The sequence below is a fragment of the Pseudomonas sp. DC1.2 genome (assembly GCF_034351645.1).
Taxonomy (GTDB): domain Bacteria; phylum Pseudomonadota; class Gammaproteobacteria; order Pseudomonadales; family Pseudomonadaceae; genus Aquipseudomonas.
Window position 1 is genome coordinate 5,048,463 of sequence record NZ_CP133782.1, and the last position, 18,174, is coordinate 5,066,636.

Consider the following 18,174-nt stretch of genomic DNA (forward strand, 5'->3'; position numbering starts at 1 on the left):
GATAGGGTGTTATGTCCGGAAAAGCGCAACAGCAGTCTCGTATCAAAGAGTTGATCACACTTGGTCGTGAGCAGGGTTACCTGACTTACGCGGAGGTCAACGACCACCTGCCGGAGGATATTTCAGATCCGGAACAGGTGGAAGACATCATCCGCATGATCAATGACATGGGGATCAACGTATTCGAGGTTGCGCCAGATAAGGATTCCCTTATGCTGGCCGACGCCGATACCGACGAAGCGGCGGCCGAAGAGGCAGCAGCAGCGTTGGCAGCGGTCGAAACCGACATTGGTCGCACCACCGACCCAGTGCGCATGTACATGCGTGAAATGGGTACGGTAGAGCTTCTGACACGCGAAGGCGAAATCGAAATCGCCAAGCGTATTGAAGAAGGCATCCGTGAAGTGATGGGCGCAATTGCGCACTTCCCAGGCACGGTTGACCACATTCTGTCCGAATACACTCGCGTCACCACCGAAGGCGGACGTCTGTCCGACGTCCTGAGCGGTTATATCGACCCGGACGACGGCATTGCGCCGCCTGCTGCCGAAGTACCGCCGCCTGTCGACCCGAAAGCCGTGAAAGCGGACGACGAAACCGACGAAGAAGAAGCTGAAGCCAGCACCGACGACGAAGAAGAAGTCGAAAGCGGTCCAGATCCGGTCATCGCAGCACAGCGTTTTGGCGCTGTCTCCGATCAGATGGAAATCACCCGCAAGGCACTGAAAAAGCACGGTCGTAGCAATAAGCTGGCAATTGCCGAGCTGGTGCTGTTGGCCGAGCTGTTCATGCCGATCAAGCTGGTTCCGAAGCAATTCGAAGGCCTGGTTGAGCGTGTTCGTGGGGCATTGGATCGTCTGCGTCAACAAGAGCGCGCGATCATGCAACTCTGCGTTCGTGATGCTCGCATGCCTCGTGCTGACTTCCTGCGCCAGTTCCCGGGCAACGAAGTCGACGAAAGCTGGACCGATGCATTGGCCAAGGGCAAAAGCAAATACGCTGAAGCCATTGGTCGCTTCCAGGCCGACATCGTTCGTTGCCAACAGAAGCTGATCGCGCTGCAAACCGAAACCGGTTTGACGATCGCCGAGATCAAGGACATCAACCGTCGCATGTCGATCGGTGAGGCCAAGGCCCGCCGCGCGAAGAAAGAGATGGTTGAAGCGAACTTGCGTCTGGTGATCTCGATCGCCAAGAAGTACACCAACCGCGGTCTGCAATTCCTCGATTTGATCCAGGAAGGCAACATCGGTTTGATGAAAGCGGTAGACAAGTTCGAATACCGCCGCGGCTACAAATTCTCGACTTATGCCACTTGGTGGATCCGTCAGGCGATCACTCGCTCGATCGCCGACCAGGCCCGCACCATCCGTATTCCGGTGCATATGATCGAGACGATCAACAAGCTCAACCGTATTTCCCGCCAGATGTTGCAGGAAATGGGTCGCGAACCGACCCCGGAAGAGCTGGGCGAACGCATGGAAATGCCTGAGGACAAAATCCGCAAGGTATTGAAGATCGCTAAAGAGCCGATCTCCATGGAAACCCCGATCGGTGATGACGAAGACTCTCACTTGGGTGACTTCATCGAAGACTCGACTATGCAGTCGCCAATCGATGTCGCTACCGTTGAGAGCCTTAAAGAAGCCACTCGCGAAGTTCTCTCTGGCCTTACTGCACGTGAAGCCAAGGTTCTGCGCATGCGCTTCGGTATCGACATGAATACCGACCACACCCTCGAGGAGGTTGGTAAACAGTTCGACGTGACCCGTGAACGGATTCGCCAGATCGAAGCCAAGGCGCTGCGCAAGTTGCGCCACCCGACGAGAAGCGAGCATTTACGCTCTTTCCTCGACGAGTGATCACAAAACCCCCGGCGCAGGCCGGGGGTTTTGCTTTGTGCAGATTAAATTTACCGCGCCCCACCCCCCGCCGAATTGCCCGTCTACACTCGAAACATTCCCCGAGCCATAACGAGACCGTTATGCCCAGACTGTCGACCGTGCTTTTTTTGCTGTCGCTGATTACCTGGACCGCAACGGCTAGCGCGCTGACTCTGACCGACGAAGAACGTAGCTGGCTGACGGCCCACCCGGACCTGCGCCTGGGTGTAGATGCTTCATGGCCCCCATTCGAGTTTCGCGACGAAGAGGGTCGTTACCAGGGACTGGCCGCTGATTACATCAACCTGATCCGCCAGCGCCTAAACATCAAGCTCACGCCCATAGAACCGGTCAGTTGGACCGTGGTTCTGGAGGAGGTCAAGAAAGGCAAACTGGACCTGCTACCCGGCATCATGTCGACCCCGGAACGACAGGCCTATCTGTCATTCACCCGACCCTACCTGGATTTTCCAATTGTCATTCTCGCCCATAGGGGCGGCGCCCAGCCCCGCAAGATCGAAGACTTGTACGGTCTGAAAATCGCTGTTGTGGAAAACTACGCCCCTCATGAACTACTGCGCACACATCACCCGGATTTAAACCTGGTGGCGATGCCCAACGTCAGCTCGGCCTTACAGGCACTGGCAACCGATCAAGTGGATGCGGTCGTAGGCGATCTTGCTTCCAGCGTCTGGAGCTTGCGCCAACTCAAGCTCGACGGGCTCTATGTCAGCGGCGAAACCCCTTACCGCTACCAACTGGCGATGGCCGTGCCACCAAAAAACAAAGTCCTGGTGGGCATCCTGGACAAAGTCCTGGCCGACATAACACCCGATGAGATCAGTGCCATTCAAGAACACTGGGTCGGCAACGTACTGGACCATCGGTCGTTCTGGTCCAACCTGCTGATCTATGGACTGCCGGGAATGCTGTTGCTCATCACGGTGCTGGCGGTGGTGATCCGCATCAATCGTCGACTGAGCTCAGAGATTGCACGCCGGATCGACCTTGAACAGGAGTTGCGTACCAGCGAATACCACTACCGCGGACTGGTAGAAAGTCTTTCGGCGATTGCATGGGAAGCGCGGATAACTGATTTCACGTACAGCTATGTGTCACCACATGCCGAAGCGCTGCTAGGGTATCCCCTCGCCCATTGGCTGATTCCAGGTTTCTGGCGCAGCATTATTCACCCCGCTGACCTGACCCGCGCGCAAAACTTCTGTGCTCGCGAAATTGTGGCGGGCCGCGATCACAGCCAAGACTATCGGGTGATTACCGCCGACGGTCATTGCCTGTGGGTGCGCGACATTGTCAGCCTGATTGAGCATGGCCACGAACCCGTATTGCGCGGGCTAATGATCGACATCAGCGAAACCAAGCACATAGAGGAAGCCTTGCGGCTGTCGGAGCAAAAATTCGCCTCGGTGTTCCAGCAATGCCCGGACATTTTGGTGATTGCCCGGCTTTCAGACGGCTGCTTGCTGGAGGTCAACAAGGCGTTTGAAGAGCAGATAGGCCTCAAGGCCGAAGACGTCGTTGGCCAAACCGCAACCACCCTGAATATCTGGGGGATCCCGGGAGTCGGACCCGGCCTGCTACAACGATTGCAGGCCGGCAGTATTCGCAACCTGGAGATGCCCTTCCGCCGCAACAACGGACAAGTGTTCACCGGTCTTATCTCCGCCGAGCCGTTTGATCTTGATACGACGCCTGCGCTGGTCGTCGTGGTACGCGACATCAGTCAACTCAAGGAAACCCAGAAGCAACTGCAAACCTCCGAAGAGAAGTTCGCCAAAGCCTTTCACGCGTCCCCCGATGGTCTACTACTGTCCCGACAAAGCGACGGCCTGCTGATTGAAGTCAACGAAGGCTTCAGCCGCATTACTGGCTTTAATAGCGCTATTTCCCTGGAGCGCTCGGTCCTCGACCTGGGCATCTGGGTCAACCTGAACGAACGTAAGCAGATGCTGGACTTGCTGCAACGAGATGGTTTCGTTCGCGACTTCACTTGCCATATTCGCCGCAGTGACGGGCAGATACGACTGTGCGAAGTGTCCAGCCGTCCGCTGCCCATCGGTGATGAAGACTGCATGTTGACCATTGCCAGGGACATCACCGAGCGGCATCTGATGCAGGAAAAACTACAACAGGCTGCCACAGTGTTCGAGAGCACCGCCGAGGGAGTGTTGATTACCGATACACAGCAGCACATCAGCGCGGTCAATCGCGCGTTTACTGAAATCACCGGCTACAGCGAGAGCGAAGCACTAGGCCACACCCCTCGCCTGCTCGCCTCGGGGCTGCATGACAGCGCATTCTATGCGGCCATGTGGCATCAACTAACCGCCGAAGGTCATTGGCAGGGCGAGATTTCCAACCGACGCAAGAACGGCGAGCTTTACCCCAGCTGGTTGACCATCAGCGCCGTGCGCAATCGAGACAAGCTCATCACCCATTTTGTCGCGGTGTTCGCCGACATCTCAAGCCTCAAACACGCCCAGGCCAAGCTCGATTATCAGGCCCACCACGACCCCCTCACCGGCCTGCCGAACCGCACACTGTTCGAGAGCCGATTGCTGGTCGCGCTGAATAGTCAGCAGGAAAACGGCGGTCAGGGCGCAGTGTTGTTCCTCGACCTGGACCGCTTCAAACACATTAACGACAGCCTCGGCCATCCGGTCGGCGACCTGCTGCTCAAGGGCATCGCCGTTCGCCTCAAGGAGCAACTGCGCGACATTGATACCGTGGCGCGCTTGGGCGGCGATGAATTCATCATCCTGCTTCCGGGCCTTCAACAACCCAGCGACGCCGACCACATTGCCAACAAATTGCTTCATTGCTTCGCCGCGCCATTCCAGGCGGGTGTGCATGAGTTTTTCATCAGTGCCAGCATCGGTACCAGCCTCTACCCGCAGGACGGTGGCGACGTCGCCACACTGGTCAAGAACGCAGACGCGGCGATGTACCGCTCCAAGGCCAAGGGCCGCAACCGCGTCGAAAGCTACACCCGCGACCTCACCGCGCAGGCCAGCGAGCGCGTGGCGCTGGAACACGAACTGAGGCGCGCCATTGAGCGTAATGAGCTGTTTCTGTACTACCAACCTAAAATCAGCCTGGAAGACCACCGCCTCGTCGGTGCCGAAGCGCTTCTTCGCTGGCATCACCCGACCTTTGGTGACGTGCCGCCAGAACATTTCATTCCGCTCGCTGAAGAGAACGGCATGATCCTGCAAATCGGCGACTGGGTACTCGAAACTGCCTGCCGACAAATGTACGAATGGAACCGACTCTACGACAGCCCAGGACCACTGTCGGTCAACCTTGCCGGCGCGCAACTGCGCCAACCGAACCTGCTAAGTCGTATCGAACATCTGCTCAAGGACAACCGCCTGCGGCCGGATTTTCTGCAACTGGAAATTACCGAAAACTTCATCATGAGCCAGGCGGAAGAAGCGCTTTCGGTATTGCACCAACTCAAACACTTGGGCGTGCAGCTAGCCATCGATGACTTCGGTACCGGCTACTCGTCGCTGAGCTACCTTAAACGCTTGCCGCTCGACATCCTCAAGATCGACCAGTCCTTCGTCCGCGGCCTGCCGGACGACCCCCACGACGCAGCAATCGTGCGAGCCATCATCGCCCTGGGCCGAAGCATGCAATTCACCGTCATAGCCGAGGGTGTAGAAACCCTCGCGCAGCAGCAATTCCTCGCCGCCGAAGGCTGCGAACAGATTCAAGGCTACATCGTCAGCCTGCCCTTACCGCCTGACGAATTCGCCGCGACGTTTCTTCGTATAACCGTTTCAGATTTTTCGGATAGCACAGCGGAGAAACCGTCGCTATAATCCGCGGCCTACTGAGGGCCTATAGCTCAGTTGGTTAGAGCAGGGGACTCATAATCCTTTGGTCCACGGTTCAAGTCCGTGTGGGCCCACCAACTCCAAAGCCGCGCATTGCGCGGCTTTCGCGTTTCTGGCTGGTCCATCGCAGATACAGTCTTATGGTCCAAGGGTACAATTTAGGTACAGTGCTGGTTCGCCAGCCGCCTAGGAGCACCCTCTCATGGCAACTCTCGTCAAAACTCCTTCCGGCACCTGGAAGGCGCTCATTCGTAAAAATGGCTGGCCCACTGTCGCCAAAACCTTCCGCACAAAGCGTGATGCGGAGGACTGGTCGAGGCGTACCGAAGAAGAAATGGTGCGTGGCGTGTACATCCGGCGTAGCGGCTCGGAGAAAATGACGCTAGAGGCTGCACTCAAGCGCTACCTGAGCGACATAACCCCCACCAAGAAGCCCACCACTCAGCGTGGCGAAACCTCGAAAGCCAAGAAACTCATCGAGCACCTGGGTAAATACTCACTGGCTGCCCTCTCCGCTGAAATCATCGCCGGCTATCGTGACAAGCGCCTGAACGAACCCAGCCGTGGTGGGACCATCAGCAACAACACCGTGCGCCTCGAACTGGCCTTATTGAGCCACCTGTACACGGTAGCAATTCAGGAGTGGGGTTTGGGTCTGACGTTCAATCCAGTGCTGAACATCCGTAAGCCAAGCCCTGGGGATGGTCGTGACCGAAGGTTATCGCCGGAGGAAGAACGCCTTCTGCTCGCGGCAGTGAATCGACACAGCAACCCTATGCTGGGCTGGATTGTTTGCATCGCTCTGGAAACGGGCATGCGCTCGTCTGAGATCTCATCCCTACGACGACCCCAAGTGGATCTGGCAAAGCGTGTCATACGTCTCTCAGACACGAAGAACGACGGCTCCCGAACCGTTCCACTGAGCAAGCGCGCTACTGAGGTGTTCAAAGCTGCGATGGACAACCCGGTGCGACCAATCGACTGCAACTTGGTGTTTTTCGGTGAGCCCGGGAAGGACAAGAAACGTCGACCTTATACCTTCACGAAAATTTGGGGACAGCTGAAGAAAAAGCTCAATCTGCCTGACTTCAGGTTTCACGACCTGCGCCATGAAGCAGTGAGTCGGCTTGTCGAAGGCGGATTATCTGACCAAGAGGTTTCAGCCATCAGTGGTCATAAGTCGATGCAGATGCTGAAGCGATACACCCACCTTCGAGCTGAAGATCTGGTGGATAAACTGGACAAAATCTCAAAATGACTAAGTTTTTATAAAAAATCGTGAAAAAATGCGGCTATTTTTATAGTCGCATCATCGAAAACTAACAAACACTAGCAAACCCCCGATATATATAGGCGCTATCAGACACCCTCCATTTAACTCCAAAACCAATACAGCCAACCCAAGACTACCAAGACGTACAAAACAGCCAACCAAGATACTATATATTGGTAATTTCGGCGCATCAGCCAGTTTGACAATACGCCAATACCCCTCAAGAATTCGCAGACCTTCTCCAAACACTGCGAGCTTACACATGACAACTGAAGAGTATCTACTCAACCGTTTCGGCCCCTTAATGAGCATTCCAGACATTGCCACTCTACTAGGGCGCTCTCCTGATGGAGTAAGGGTCTCTCTGTATTCAGACACCGACATTTCCCGAAAGCTCAAACCGGCAATGATCCGGATCGGCCGCCGCGTATATTTTAGGACAATGCAGATCAATGACGCGTTAAATTTAGATATTGAGGTGAGTCCTCAGGACAGATTGCAATGAGCTACAAAGCCTACGACTGGGTCTGGACGCACGAGTTCGGTTCTCCGACCGCAAAGCTTGTAATGATGGCATTAGCCAAACATGCAGACGAAAAGGGAAAAAGCTGGCCAAAAGTGCAAACCCTCGCAAAGTTCTGCGGCATTTCCTCCAGAACAGTGCAACGTCAAATTAAGGAATTTGAGCGGGCAGGCCTATTAACCATCCAAAAAGAATATCGTGACGATGGCGGTCAGACGACGAATAGATACTTCATAAACCTTCCGTCCGCAAAAGCCTTAGACCCCACTGACAAAGCTGTCACAGGGGGGATGACATCTACGACACCCCTGCCCCAGACAGCATTGTGTCGCGGGGGGAATGACACAGCGATGACATACCAAGAACTACCAACCGAACAAAAAAAAGAAATACTACAAACAACAGAGGATACCCTCCGCTATCCCACGAAGCTGAAAGCCAGTGATAGCGTATGGATCGTCAAGCTTTTGCAGGACATACCAAAGGAGGACGCTCAGTTGCTCCTTGACGAGCTTGCAGCCGCACTGAATGCTGAGAGAATCAAAGGCCCATCCTCAAGATGGTTTTACGGGCTCCTTCAAAACTACTACAAAGGAAATTTCTGCCCGTTGGCTAAGCCGAGTAAACCGAAGCTAAATTCTAATAGCCCTACTATTGAGACCAGCAACGGACTAAACGTCCGAAGTGAAATTGGGGCTAACACCCTGACCGGGTTAAAAAGGCAAATCCGAAACAAGTCTTTACTTTAGTAACACTTGGCGCCCTCAGAAAACCTCATCCCACCCAATAACGCTAAGGAAATAAAATGATGCCACTTCACTTTAAGCAACTTGAAAGCTATTGCGACAGCTTGGACAGAACAGGTGACATACAAGTTATCCTACGAGCACACTACAAGAATGGCTTTGCGCTCAGCGTATCGGACGGGGTAGTCGACCACACCGTCATCGACGAAGAAAACCGCCCATACTGGTTTAGGACAGTAGAAATGGCATTAGATGAGCTTGCAAATATCCCTTATATTTCTGACCAGATTATGATTGATCGAAAGTTTTGGTCTTGATTACATAAATGAAGCAATCAAATACTGAGCGCAGCTAATTTATACCCTAAGAATGCTTCTGCGTACTGGGTGCTGGGGCTGAAAAGAAAGTCCCTGACAGGTGGGAATAGTAGCTCGATAGAAAGAGCCACCGGACAAGCAGCGGAAAGACGCGCCGTATAGACCACATCCCAAGAGCGCCGCAAAGGCGTACTGGATACGGGCCTTAAACAAGCCCTGACTGGCGGGAACAGTAGCTCGATAAAAAGAGTCGCCGGACAGCTGGAAAGACAGCTCTGCGTTCGCCCCAACCCGATTAGGAGCGACAACATGATTTTTCACCTGAGATCTTTCGCCATCATCAGCGCACTCACCGTACCAATATCTGCGCAGGCCCAAATCCCGGTAACCATCACCAGCGACATACCCGCAACATTGAACCAAGTACAAACGATGGCTCAATGGACGCAGCAAATTTCCGGGATGAAACAGCAATACGACCAGATGCAAACGGATTATCAGCAGATGGTTCGCCAATATGAATCGACCACGGGCTCTCGTGATCTCGGCCAGATAATGAATGACCCCAAGCTGAGGAACTACCTGCCAAACGACTGGCAAGACGTTTACGACAGCGTGAAAAAAAGCGGTTATTCAGGGTTGAGCGGATCGGCCAAGAGCATCTATGAAAATAACCAAGCCTACGATGGCTGCGCTCACATCGTGAGCGAGCTCGAGCGCACTTCTTGTGAAGCGCGATCAGTGAAGGGGGCTCAGGACAAAGGATTCGCCCTGGAAGCTTACGGCGCGGCCCAAGCACGTATGGGGCAGATTGATCAGCTCATGGCCGAAATCAACAACACTCAAGACCCCAAGGCCATCGCGGAGCTGCAAAGCCGCATTTCGATTGAACAGGCAAACATTCAGAACGAGCAAACAAAGCTTCAGATGTACGGCATGGTCGCCGCCGCTGAAGACAGCCTACAGCAGCAACGGCAATCCGAACTCAATGCAAAGAGCAATGCACGTCGTGGATGGGTTCGTCCTCAGACGGTCCAGCTCACCAGCCGTGGAGAGTAGCCATGATCACCATCATCCATCTTCCTCTGATCCTAATCTGCTTCTTCATAGCATTTTCGATTCACCGATTCTGGGCCTGCGTCCGTCAAATGGGGTTCACGAAAGAGATTAATGCGCGAGCGCCGCTGATGATTCACCGAGACGTATTCGCCGCCGCGTTGGTTCTAACACCCTTCATGATCGCAATAGCCGACTGGTCCAGCCTTACCCTACCAGGGCACTCCACTCCGATTTCATCGACGCTGTCCGTATGGATATCGATTGGCCTCCTGGTAGCGAGCTTGTTCACATTGAGGGACTCCCTTGAACGTGTTGCAGGAAGCTGGGCCGGAACTCGTGAGAGCGTGCTGCGTACCGTTGCAGCACTGCGCATCATAGACGACCTTGCCCTCATCAAAGGTTCTGGCCTGGCTGAGGTGCCTTACACGACGGTTGAGCATCAGCCCCATCAACACCGCCAGGATCGTGGCGACAACGGAGTGGGAAAATGAGGACTTTTCTAACGTTTGTATCTCTGGCTGCCGCCCTCTCGGCCTGCGGAGATTCGAATATTCATGACGTCGATTGGTATAAAAAACACGACGTCGAAAGAACATCGGTGATTTCCGGTTGTAGCAACTCCCCTGGAACCCTGGCTATTTCTCCTAACTGCGTAAACGCAAAGCAAGCAGAAACTCAGTTGGCCAACTCACGTCGAGGCTGGCTCAACCCAGCAACGACCAAAACACAGGGGCAGTAAAAATGGATAGTCCTATGCTGTTTCAGTTTCTAGGAGAAAGCATCGATTCGGGCCTTGGCTCTTTCGTCGATGCCACAGCCGGTAATGTGATCAACTCGTTCACGACGCTGGCCGTGGCCTTTGCAACGCTCTACTACGTTTTAGTGGGCTTTATGATGATCACCGGCCGTGTAGAACAGACCGGGTCCACGTTCTTGATTTCATGCGGGAAGTTTCTGCTGATTGCAGGGTTCGCGCTCAATGTCGATAGCTACATGACCTGGGTCGCCCAGACATTGCAGGGCCTCGAAACAGGCGTCAGCTCCGCATGGGCCGGATCTAACGCAGACTACCCACCCAAATCCATCTATGAACTCATTGACGGAGCACTGGGCAAGGGCTGGGGGATATCCGGTGATCTTTGGGAGAAAGCGGGCAATCGAGGTTGGCAGGAAACCAACATGGCGTTCGGAGACTATTTCAACGCAGTGATCATTGCCCTCGCCACAGGAATTATCGCTATCCCGGCCGGGGGAATGATCGTCGTTGCGAAAGCGGCCCTGGTCATCATGTTGGGGATTGGCCCGATGTTCGTCATGTGCTTGATGTTCCCTGCCACGCAACGATATTTCGATTCGTGGCTCGGTCAGGTCATGACCTACATTTTTCGAATTGCCCTGATGGCTACGGTGCTCTCACTAGCCGTCGTGATCTTCAACAACCTCGTGTCGGCGGTCGACCTAGAGAGCGATCAGAACACCCTATTCACATCACTGCTCTTGATCGGCGCGACGGTGGTTCTGGCTCGTCTCCTGGACGAGATGAATACCGTCTCAGGGCAGTTAGCAGGCGGCATGTCATTAGCCACCTTAACCTTTGGCCGTATGGTGGCCGGAGCCACTTCACCACTGAGAGTGGCCGGCAACGCAATAAATCGCCAATCGACAAGGCGCGATATGCAATCGGGCATGATGGTCACCGGGGGCAGGCTCAACCATTTGGCGGCGGGCAATACCATGTGGAACCCTGCGTATCGGCAACATGTCATGCAGAACATGGGGAAAAACTGGGGGCCAGCCGCAGGGGGCAAAACGAGTCAGTAAAAGGATCAACGACAATGGATCGACCTCGCCTAGGCGGGGTCTTTTTTACCCGTAGCAAGGAGCAAGGCAATGACCGTGATGTTCATGCCGGAATCGGGGAGAAACCGGTACTACGTCTACCACTTGATCAATGCAGCCAACGAGCTTCCGTTCTACGTCGGGTACACCTCCGACCCTTATGGCAGGTATCGGACACATTTGAAGAAAAACCCTGGAACGCTTGAAGGTGCGGCACGGTTCAGGCTCATCAGCGCGTTAGCAGATGCAGGCATTGGCTTTGAGCTAGTGGTACATCACTCATTTCGCTACCGGGGAGACGCAATGAGGCGCGAAAGCGCGATGATCAAGGAAATGCTTCTGAGCGGGGCTGCAATATTGAATTATCCAGCGAAGGACATTTATCAAAAGCTGGGCAAACACCTTGCCTGTCTCCCAAGTACAAAAGACCTATTCAAGTAGCGTATGACGGGTCAAGGGGTTGGTGCGGCCCGCAGACGCGAAGCGACGAGGACTCGGCCCCTTGACGCGGCAGAAGCGACCAACGCTCACGGCATGGGTGTAGGGGATCAAGGCCGGAGGCCTCCCCTGCACCCTTGACGACAGAGGGCGACTCGCTCCCTTCCCGCTTGCGGGAAGGGCGGGGGGATGGGATATGAAAGAACGTTAACACTATGAATTTAATTAACTAATCTCAAAAACAAGACAATTTCAGCGTTCTTGTTTTGATGACTCATGCGTGTAAAGCCGTCCTGCGCCGGTTGATCACTTGGTCCGGTAGATCCGTCGAAACCAAGTCTTGCCCGTATAAAGACGCTTACAGATCTTTATGGACAGAATACCTACCAGAACGAAGACGACCCCGAACACAACCCACAAGACTGTCGAATTGGTAGACAGGTGATCGTGAACGAGCTTCGCCGCATACCAGCCTGCTGCCACCGAAACGATAATGAAAACGACGATACTTGCCCGAGGGGTGCCATAGGAAATTTCAGCATGACAGCCCCTACAAACTGAGGCGCCCCATGGAACGTTGTTCATGCAATGTGGGCAACTGGCGGTTTGGTTGGTTTGCACCGATTCACTCCTTTGAAAAGCTTCCTTGAAGAACCACTAGTCTAACCGAGGTTCTCCCCAGTAAGGCATCGGAGGAGGCGCTTGCTCGGATCAGAAACCCAAACGATGGGAATGTTTGAACACCAGTCCTGAAGCTCCGCGCTCCGCTTGGGCAACCCCTTCGGTTGCATCCCGTGTCCGAACTTGCCGGACTGGCTGCGGGGCAGGCACGGCGGGCGGAGCCCTTGACCTACCCCTAGCGATAGGCTGAGCGCTTCCTGTGGTGTCAAGGGTACGGCTACGCCCGGCATCCTCACCCGTTCGGTGCTCGCCTTCGGCTCCGCTCCGCGTGCGGCCTCCGGTGCCGCCCTTGACACCACATCCAGCAAAAACCTTGGTACTTTCGCAAACCCAAGCTTCGCGTTCGTGTTGGGGCCCAGCCAAGATCAAGAACGGCTGAGATTGCCTTACACCGCTATCCTTTACATGATCAAGAATTCTCAAAAAACCATCAGGAACCACTATGAGTTCGGAAGACCAAAAAACCGATCAACATCAAAAAAACGTCGAGCTGTCAGCCGGAATTGACCATCCCAAGGTATACCAACTCTCGGAGGCTGAGCGGAGCAAGCGAAGGGAAGCTGTAGCCTTTGCCAACGCCTCAGCAAACCTGTCCGCATTTGAAATCACTGACGGTATGAAACGCCTCGGCGAGCGTTACATCAGCGGCGAGATTGATCTGGAAGAATTTATAGCGACCTCGGGACAAGAACACGCCCAGTGAAGTGAAATCCAGAGATGCACATATTTTCATTGCAGGCGTGCGTGCATCGAACCGGAAAAAGCTTGTTCATGAACAAGGATTCAAGCACATGGAGATCTAGTGCAGGATAGGCTTTCGCCGGGAATGTGACACCCACTACGCCTGCCTTCGCTCTACCCCAGCTATCCGACACACTGCATCAAGGAAAGCTTGTTCATGAACAAAAGTTTGGGGGATATGAGACCTAGTGCAGGATAGGCCTTCACCGGAAAGCTGTATTACACAACCTCATCTCACCCACGAATTTCCTTGTTCATGAACAAATTTAGACGTCTATGGAGCACTAGTGCAGGATAGGCCAATCGCCGGTAAAGTGTGCGCACACTTATAGTGAGGCTACAGCCCTTGCTAAATTGTTTATCGCTGAATGGGAGTATTTGTGGACAAGCCGAGCCGTTCCATGAACGTCCACCTAGGGACAGAGCTTAAAGCCCGCTGGACGGATTATTGCCTTGCTTTAGGCAAGTCTCCGGGGGCAGCAGTCAAAGCGGCCATTGAGCACCAACTAGCGCAAGCAGCAGCCCCTGAACTAAAGACTTACCAGCAAATCGCAGAGACTCCGACTCGCGAGCCCAAGCAACGCTTTGAAATCCTACTGACCGCCTCGGAAAAAGCAGCGATCCAAGAGCGGGCTCACCTAGAACGGTGCTCCATGCGCCGCTGGATCATCGATGCGATACGCGTCGGTTTGACCCACGAACCACAGTTTGGCATGGACGAAATCGACGCATTAGGCGAATCGAACTATCAGCTTTTGAGGCTAGGACGAAATCTCAACCAGATCGCTCGCCGTCTGAATGATGGTGAATACGAGCCAGTAACAGTGGAGAGGATCGAAGTGTTAAACGGGTTGATCCGGAAGCATACTGAAGTCGTCAGCCAGGCCATTCGCGCAAGCCTTGAACGTTGGGATATCGAAGGGACATCACTTCCACAGAAATCATCACACGTATAACTGGCAGCTGTTAAATCGGTCATATAATGCACCGAAAAAATCAGCTGCTAGCCAAGTATGAGTACTAGGATTGCGCACTGCGCAGGCCGAACAGGCACGATAAATGGACATTAACGCTGCTAAGTCGAACCTGGCCTTGGGTTGTGGATTCAACCGTTCGCGAGGGCAGCAATCGCCCGAGACTGTGTGAAAACGTTTTAGAGCAGGTTTGACAGTCAGGACGGGGCCGACAATCGCGTTCCTACGCAAATTTTCGGTCTGTTGATTAACCAAACGCTGGCAGACTTCACGTAGCAACGCAGACTTCAAAACGGCGCATGCGTTTTCACACGGCCTGGACCCGTAGCGGTCATCCCACGCCAAAACAATCACCAGACAGCAAAAGACAGTGAGCGAGGTGTGCCCTCAAGCCAATTACACGGGATTGGTTAACTGTCAGAGCGACGATGGTAGAAAAGACTGAATCTTGCAGTTCAGCCTTCTCCTTAAGTTAAAGACTGCTGTCTATAGCAGAAGCGATGGTGTCCAGTAGCTGATGAGATTTGATCTGGTCAGGATCGCCCATTAGATACTTCAGGAGTTCCTGGCTTGGCAGGGTTTCCCACTCCGAAACCGAGATTCGCTCAATCAGCGACTTACTGTCTTCCAGAAGCTTCTTCAGCGGTTGACTTTCATCCGTGTGGATCAGCGCAGCGATACGACGGGCGAGGGCATAGAGCCAGAGGTTGACCTCATGCGCACAGATGAACGATGTCCAATCGACCTGCGCGCTCAGCGGCTGGCGAATAATCCGAGCTAGATTATTAAAGATCTTGAGGAGCTCACCTGCGATGTACTGCTGATCTGCTGGCGCAAGGTGCGCGCTCAACGTAGCAAGCTCGTCGGTGAAGGCGCCATCCCCATCAAATTTGAAGTAAAGCGAACCGCCTTTGAGCGCAGATTTCCACTGGGTGGTGAGGTCCCCCAGCCATTCGCGTGACACTTGTGCAACGTCGACGACCTTTAGCCCAAGCATCGGGATCAGAAGTGACTCCAGGATCCAGGGCGTGAAGTGATGGAGCTTTCCGAGGCGACCACGCACAGGTTGGAGGATGTCTTTCAGTTGTACGTCGCTGAGCGGACTCTCGATCGAGGCAGTCAGCCTGTTAACTAAATGATGCTTGGCAGAGGAATCGGCATAGTTGGCCTCATTGATCAGCCAGCACAACGTGGTTTGCCGATCCCCGGATTGGAGCATGTCGAGCATGCCAAGGGCATCGACCGTGAAGGTGCTGGCGTTGAACGCACCCTTGAAAGCATGGACGCCTACCCAGACCAGGATATTTGCTTTACATCTCAACAATGCACCGATTTGCGACGGATCCTTATCGAATTCAAGCGACAGGCAAATGAGTTGCAGAGCCTGGACGACTAACGCACGCCTGCGGGGATCCTCATTCATTGGACTGGAGCATTCCTGATCCAGCCAATTGACAAGTGCTTGGGGCGCCTTCAACCACAGGATCTTGATGGCGTAACAGTCGCTCCAAGCGGTATCGATGGTTGAATATCCAAACACTCGTTCCGGATGGTCGTTGGAGAGTAAGAGTTCTTTGAGGTTTTTGCGTTGGTAGTAATCAAAGTCCAGGTAGCTTTTTTTGACCTTTGGCGCTAATGCGTCTTGCCGCGTTGAGCTCAGGTGCGCGAGAAGGTCGCTCCTCAGCGAATCCGGCAGTGACTTCTGGTCATCGTTGTAAAGGTGACCTGCATGTGAATGAGCCAATACAAAGCCTGCGGCGTCCCATGCTGAGTGGACGTCTGGGAGCAAAAAACCATCGTTCCAGAATTTCGAGGGAATGTCCTTGAAACGTTTTGGGGCGAGCTTGCCTTCTTCTAGGTTCCCCTTGGCTTGCATCAGATCGTGCAATTCTGATCCTGAGCGACCGGCCAGCTCTGGATCGTCCAACCACCATGCAAAGACATCTCCTGACCGTTTGTGATCAGTGAAGGACGAGCGGTGACTTAGCAGTATTGGATCGTTCTCTTCCTCCGGGCTTTCAGTGCTGGAATCGAAAATTAGCTTCGCAGTGGGCGCTTTCTTGCCGTCCGTGTGCAGAGTGCTTTGGATGATACGGTCCGCTAATACGAAAACGTTCGGCAACACGTCAAGCGGGATTGGGGTGGCCAGCAGCGGATGTTCAATGTTGGCTCGCTGTATAGAGTTGGACAAGTGGTAGCCGGCAATAGGTCGGCCATTAGCCGCCCGAATTAGGATGATCCGGTCGTGAAGTTTACTTTCCGGTACAGCAAGTACCCTCAGTTGGACGTTACCGTAGTAGCCCTTACCCCAAGCAGCGCAGCTCGCCAGCAACTTCTGGATGCGGTTTGGCTCACCTGGCGCAGCCTTGGAGTCTTCAGTGGACAGTTTCTCGGTCGTGATGATGAGATACTCGCTGGTCGCAGTGCCAAGCGTGTTGAGTAGGTCGATGCCCGCGTTTTCCATGTACGGATCGATCCAAGCAACCTGAGCGTCATGGTGCTGCTCAAAGATCTTTCGCAGCCAATCGGTCAACTGCAGACGGCTCGTTCCGCCACTCACCGATAGTGTCTGGAAAAAGCGTCCGTTGGAGGGCTTAGGCAACAGCGAACCTACATCGTCCTCGATCAGCCGATTCTGAGTGACCCAGGGATCATCGGCGTGTCCGCCGATTTCGGAGCGGTTGGGCCGGTGAGCTCGGCCAATACGGCCCGCTGCTTCAAGCTTGGTTTTCTGCTTGCCTGGTACCTGCTTCGCGAGCCAATCCATGCGACCGGTTGAGTGAACGGATTCGACGACGTGCATATTCATGTTCACGCTGCGAATGAAAAAGGAGCCAGTCTGTAGCACTAGGTTCGATTCCCCGCCGTCAGCACCGATGGCGTAGATTTCCAGGCTGTACGCGGTAGCTACTTGGTTCTTGAAGGTATCGATTGCAAAGATATGGTCTACGGGATACTCGACATCCCTAGACAGGCGAGTGATGTGCGACATTTGCGAGGCACCGTCGCTGTAGGTGTTCACTACCACCAGAAGCTCTGCAGGATCCCGCATTAGCGGCTCGAACAGTTTTAGCGAAGAGTTTTTCCCTTTGAGCTCCAGCTTAAATTTCAGACGTTCGCTCTTGGTCAGACCAGGCACACAGACGAACTCGAAATCCCCAAGGCGCCAAGCGTCCAAGGTGCCGAACTTCATACCCGTATCGGCGTCCAGCGCGTCACACGCGGCCCTGGCAAGCTTACTTTCAAACTCTTCAGCGGCAGCAAAAAGCAATGGTTTGCTCGGCGATGAGACAGCGCCAGTATTGGCACTAGCAAGGCTTGTCGGACTCAACCGTTTGATGTGGTAAAAATACAAGTCATGTGATGGAAAATGCATCACTGGCCGAGCAGTGGGTTTGCCGCCAAAGTTGACGTCTAGGACGTGTCCAACCAGTTTCGCATCTAGCTCGATATCCGCCTGGAGACTCGCTTCCCGAAGAGAAGCACCATCGAGGAAGCTTCGGACGAAAGCCTTTAGCTTGTCGGCCGACGTGTGTAGCGTCAGTCCGTGAGTTCTTACAGTGCTAGTCGCGCCAAGAAGGGTCCTGCTGCTGGTCGTACCCGTCCATTTATCTGCACAGAAGGTACCTGGCAGAGAACGTCCGTATAGAAATTTGACCTCGGTCGTGTTCTCGTGCTCGATCTCCAGTACCCAAAGTTGAGTGGCGCTGAGATTCTCGGTGTCTCCGAAGAGATCGTGTAGCCTAAAGTCAGATACTAAGGACTCGAAGTTGATAGTCATCTTACTTCCTTTTAGTGAGAGGCAAGGTAGCCACTGCCTCGTGCGGAGGCGCCTCG

Annotated in this window: 14 protein-coding genes and 1 tRNA gene; 14 read left to right on the forward strand and 1 reads right to left on the reverse strand. The window is 54.0% G+C overall.

Going from position 1 to position 18,174, the window contains the following annotated elements:
* The first annotated feature begins 11 nt into the window (after window positions 1-11).
* The 14 genes from rpoD (at window position 12) to RHM68_RS23040 (ending at window position 14,319) form a co-directional block, all read left to right on the forward strand.
* The gene (gene rpoD, locus RHM68_RS22975) at window positions 12-1,862 is read left to right on the forward strand and encodes an RNA polymerase sigma factor RpoD (RefSeq protein ID WP_322219251.1); all 1,851 of its coding nucleotides are present in this window, start codon (window positions 12-14) and stop codon (window positions 1,860-1,862) included.
* 122 nt (window positions 1,863-1,984) lie between these two features.
* Window positions 1,985-5,731 (forward strand): EAL domain-containing protein, encoded by a 3,747-nt coding sequence (locus tag RHM68_RS22980; RefSeq protein ID WP_322219252.1) that lies wholly within the window; start codon window positions 1,985-1,987, stop codon window positions 5,729-5,731.
* A 15-nt stretch (window positions 5,732-5,746) separates the two neighbouring features.
* A tRNA-Ile gene (locus RHM68_RS22985) sits at window positions 5,747-5,823 on the forward strand.
* A gap of 125 nt (window positions 5,824-5,948) precedes the next feature.
* Window positions 5,949-7,004, forward strand: coding sequence for a site-specific integrase (locus RHM68_RS22990; protein WP_322219253.1), 1,056 nt, complete (start codon window positions 5,949-5,951; stop codon window positions 7,002-7,004).
* Between the two features lie 277 nt (window positions 7,005-7,281).
* A complete protein-coding gene (locus RHM68_RS22995; RefSeq protein WP_322219254.1) occupies window positions 7,282-7,524 on the forward strand; it encodes a plasmid-related protein in 243 nt (80 codons plus the stop codon).
* Window positions 7,521-8,291, forward strand: a complete 771-nt coding sequence (locus tag RHM68_RS23000; RefSeq protein WP_322219255.1) for a helix-turn-helix domain-containing protein — start codon at window positions 7,521-7,523, stop codon at window positions 8,289-8,291. Before RHM68_RS22995 ends, RHM68_RS23000 begins: the two co-directional genes overlap by 4 nt.
* A gap of 56 nt (window positions 8,292-8,347) precedes the next feature.
* On the forward strand, window positions 8,348-8,605 hold the full coding sequence (locus RHM68_RS23005; RefSeq protein WP_322219256.1) for a hypothetical protein: 258 nt from the start codon (window positions 8,348-8,350) through the stop codon (window positions 8,603-8,605).
* A 309-nt stretch (window positions 8,606-8,914) separates the two neighbouring features.
* Window positions 8,915-9,664 carry a P-type DNA transfer protein VirB5 gene (gene virB5 / locus RHM68_RS23010; RefSeq protein WP_322219257.1) on the forward strand — a complete coding sequence of 250 codons (750 nt, stop codon included), beginning with the start codon at window positions 8,915-8,917 and terminating at the stop codon, window positions 9,662-9,664.
* A 2-nt stretch (window positions 9,665-9,666) separates the two neighbouring features.
* The gene (locus RHM68_RS23015; protein ID WP_322219258.1) at window positions 9,667-10,155 is read left to right on the forward strand and encodes a hypothetical protein; all 489 of its coding nucleotides are present in this window, start codon (window positions 9,667-9,669) and stop codon (window positions 10,153-10,155) included.
* On the forward strand, window positions 10,152-10,403 hold the full coding sequence (locus tag RHM68_RS23020; protein ID WP_322219259.1) for an EexN family lipoprotein: 252 nt from the start codon (window positions 10,152-10,154) through the stop codon (window positions 10,401-10,403). Before RHM68_RS23015 ends, RHM68_RS23020 begins: the two co-directional genes overlap by 4 nt.
* Window positions 10,404-10,417: 14 nt before the next feature.
* Window positions 10,418-11,485 carry a type IV secretion system protein gene (locus tag RHM68_RS23025; RefSeq protein ID WP_322219260.1) on the forward strand — a complete coding sequence of 356 codons (1,068 nt, stop codon included), beginning with the start codon at window positions 10,418-10,420 and terminating at the stop codon, window positions 11,483-11,485.
* A gap of 69 nt (window positions 11,486-11,554) precedes the next feature.
* A complete protein-coding gene (locus RHM68_RS23030; RefSeq protein ID WP_322219261.1) occupies window positions 11,555-11,944 on the forward strand; it encodes a GIY-YIG nuclease family protein in 390 nt (129 codons plus the stop codon).
* A 1,120-nt stretch (window positions 11,945-13,064) separates the two neighbouring features.
* Complete coding sequence (locus RHM68_RS23035; protein WP_322219262.1) at window positions 13,065-13,325, forward strand: antitoxin VbhA family protein; 261 nt, start codon at window positions 13,065-13,067, stop codon at window positions 13,323-13,325.
* Window positions 13,326-13,743: 418 nt separating this feature from the next.
* Window positions 13,744-14,319: a plasmid mobilization protein gene (locus RHM68_RS23040; RefSeq protein ID WP_322219263.1), complete on the forward strand. Its 576-nt coding sequence runs from the start codon at window positions 13,744-13,746 to the stop codon at window positions 14,317-14,319.
* 490 nt (window positions 14,320-14,809) lie between these two features.
* Here RHM68_RS23040 and RHM68_RS23045 read toward each other — a convergent pair whose 3' ends face one another.
* Entirely contained in the window at window positions 14,810-18,118 is a 3,309-nt protein-coding gene (locus RHM68_RS23045) for a VPA1262 family protein (protein WP_322219264.1), read from the reverse strand.
* Window positions 18,119-18,174: the final 56 nt, after the last annotated feature.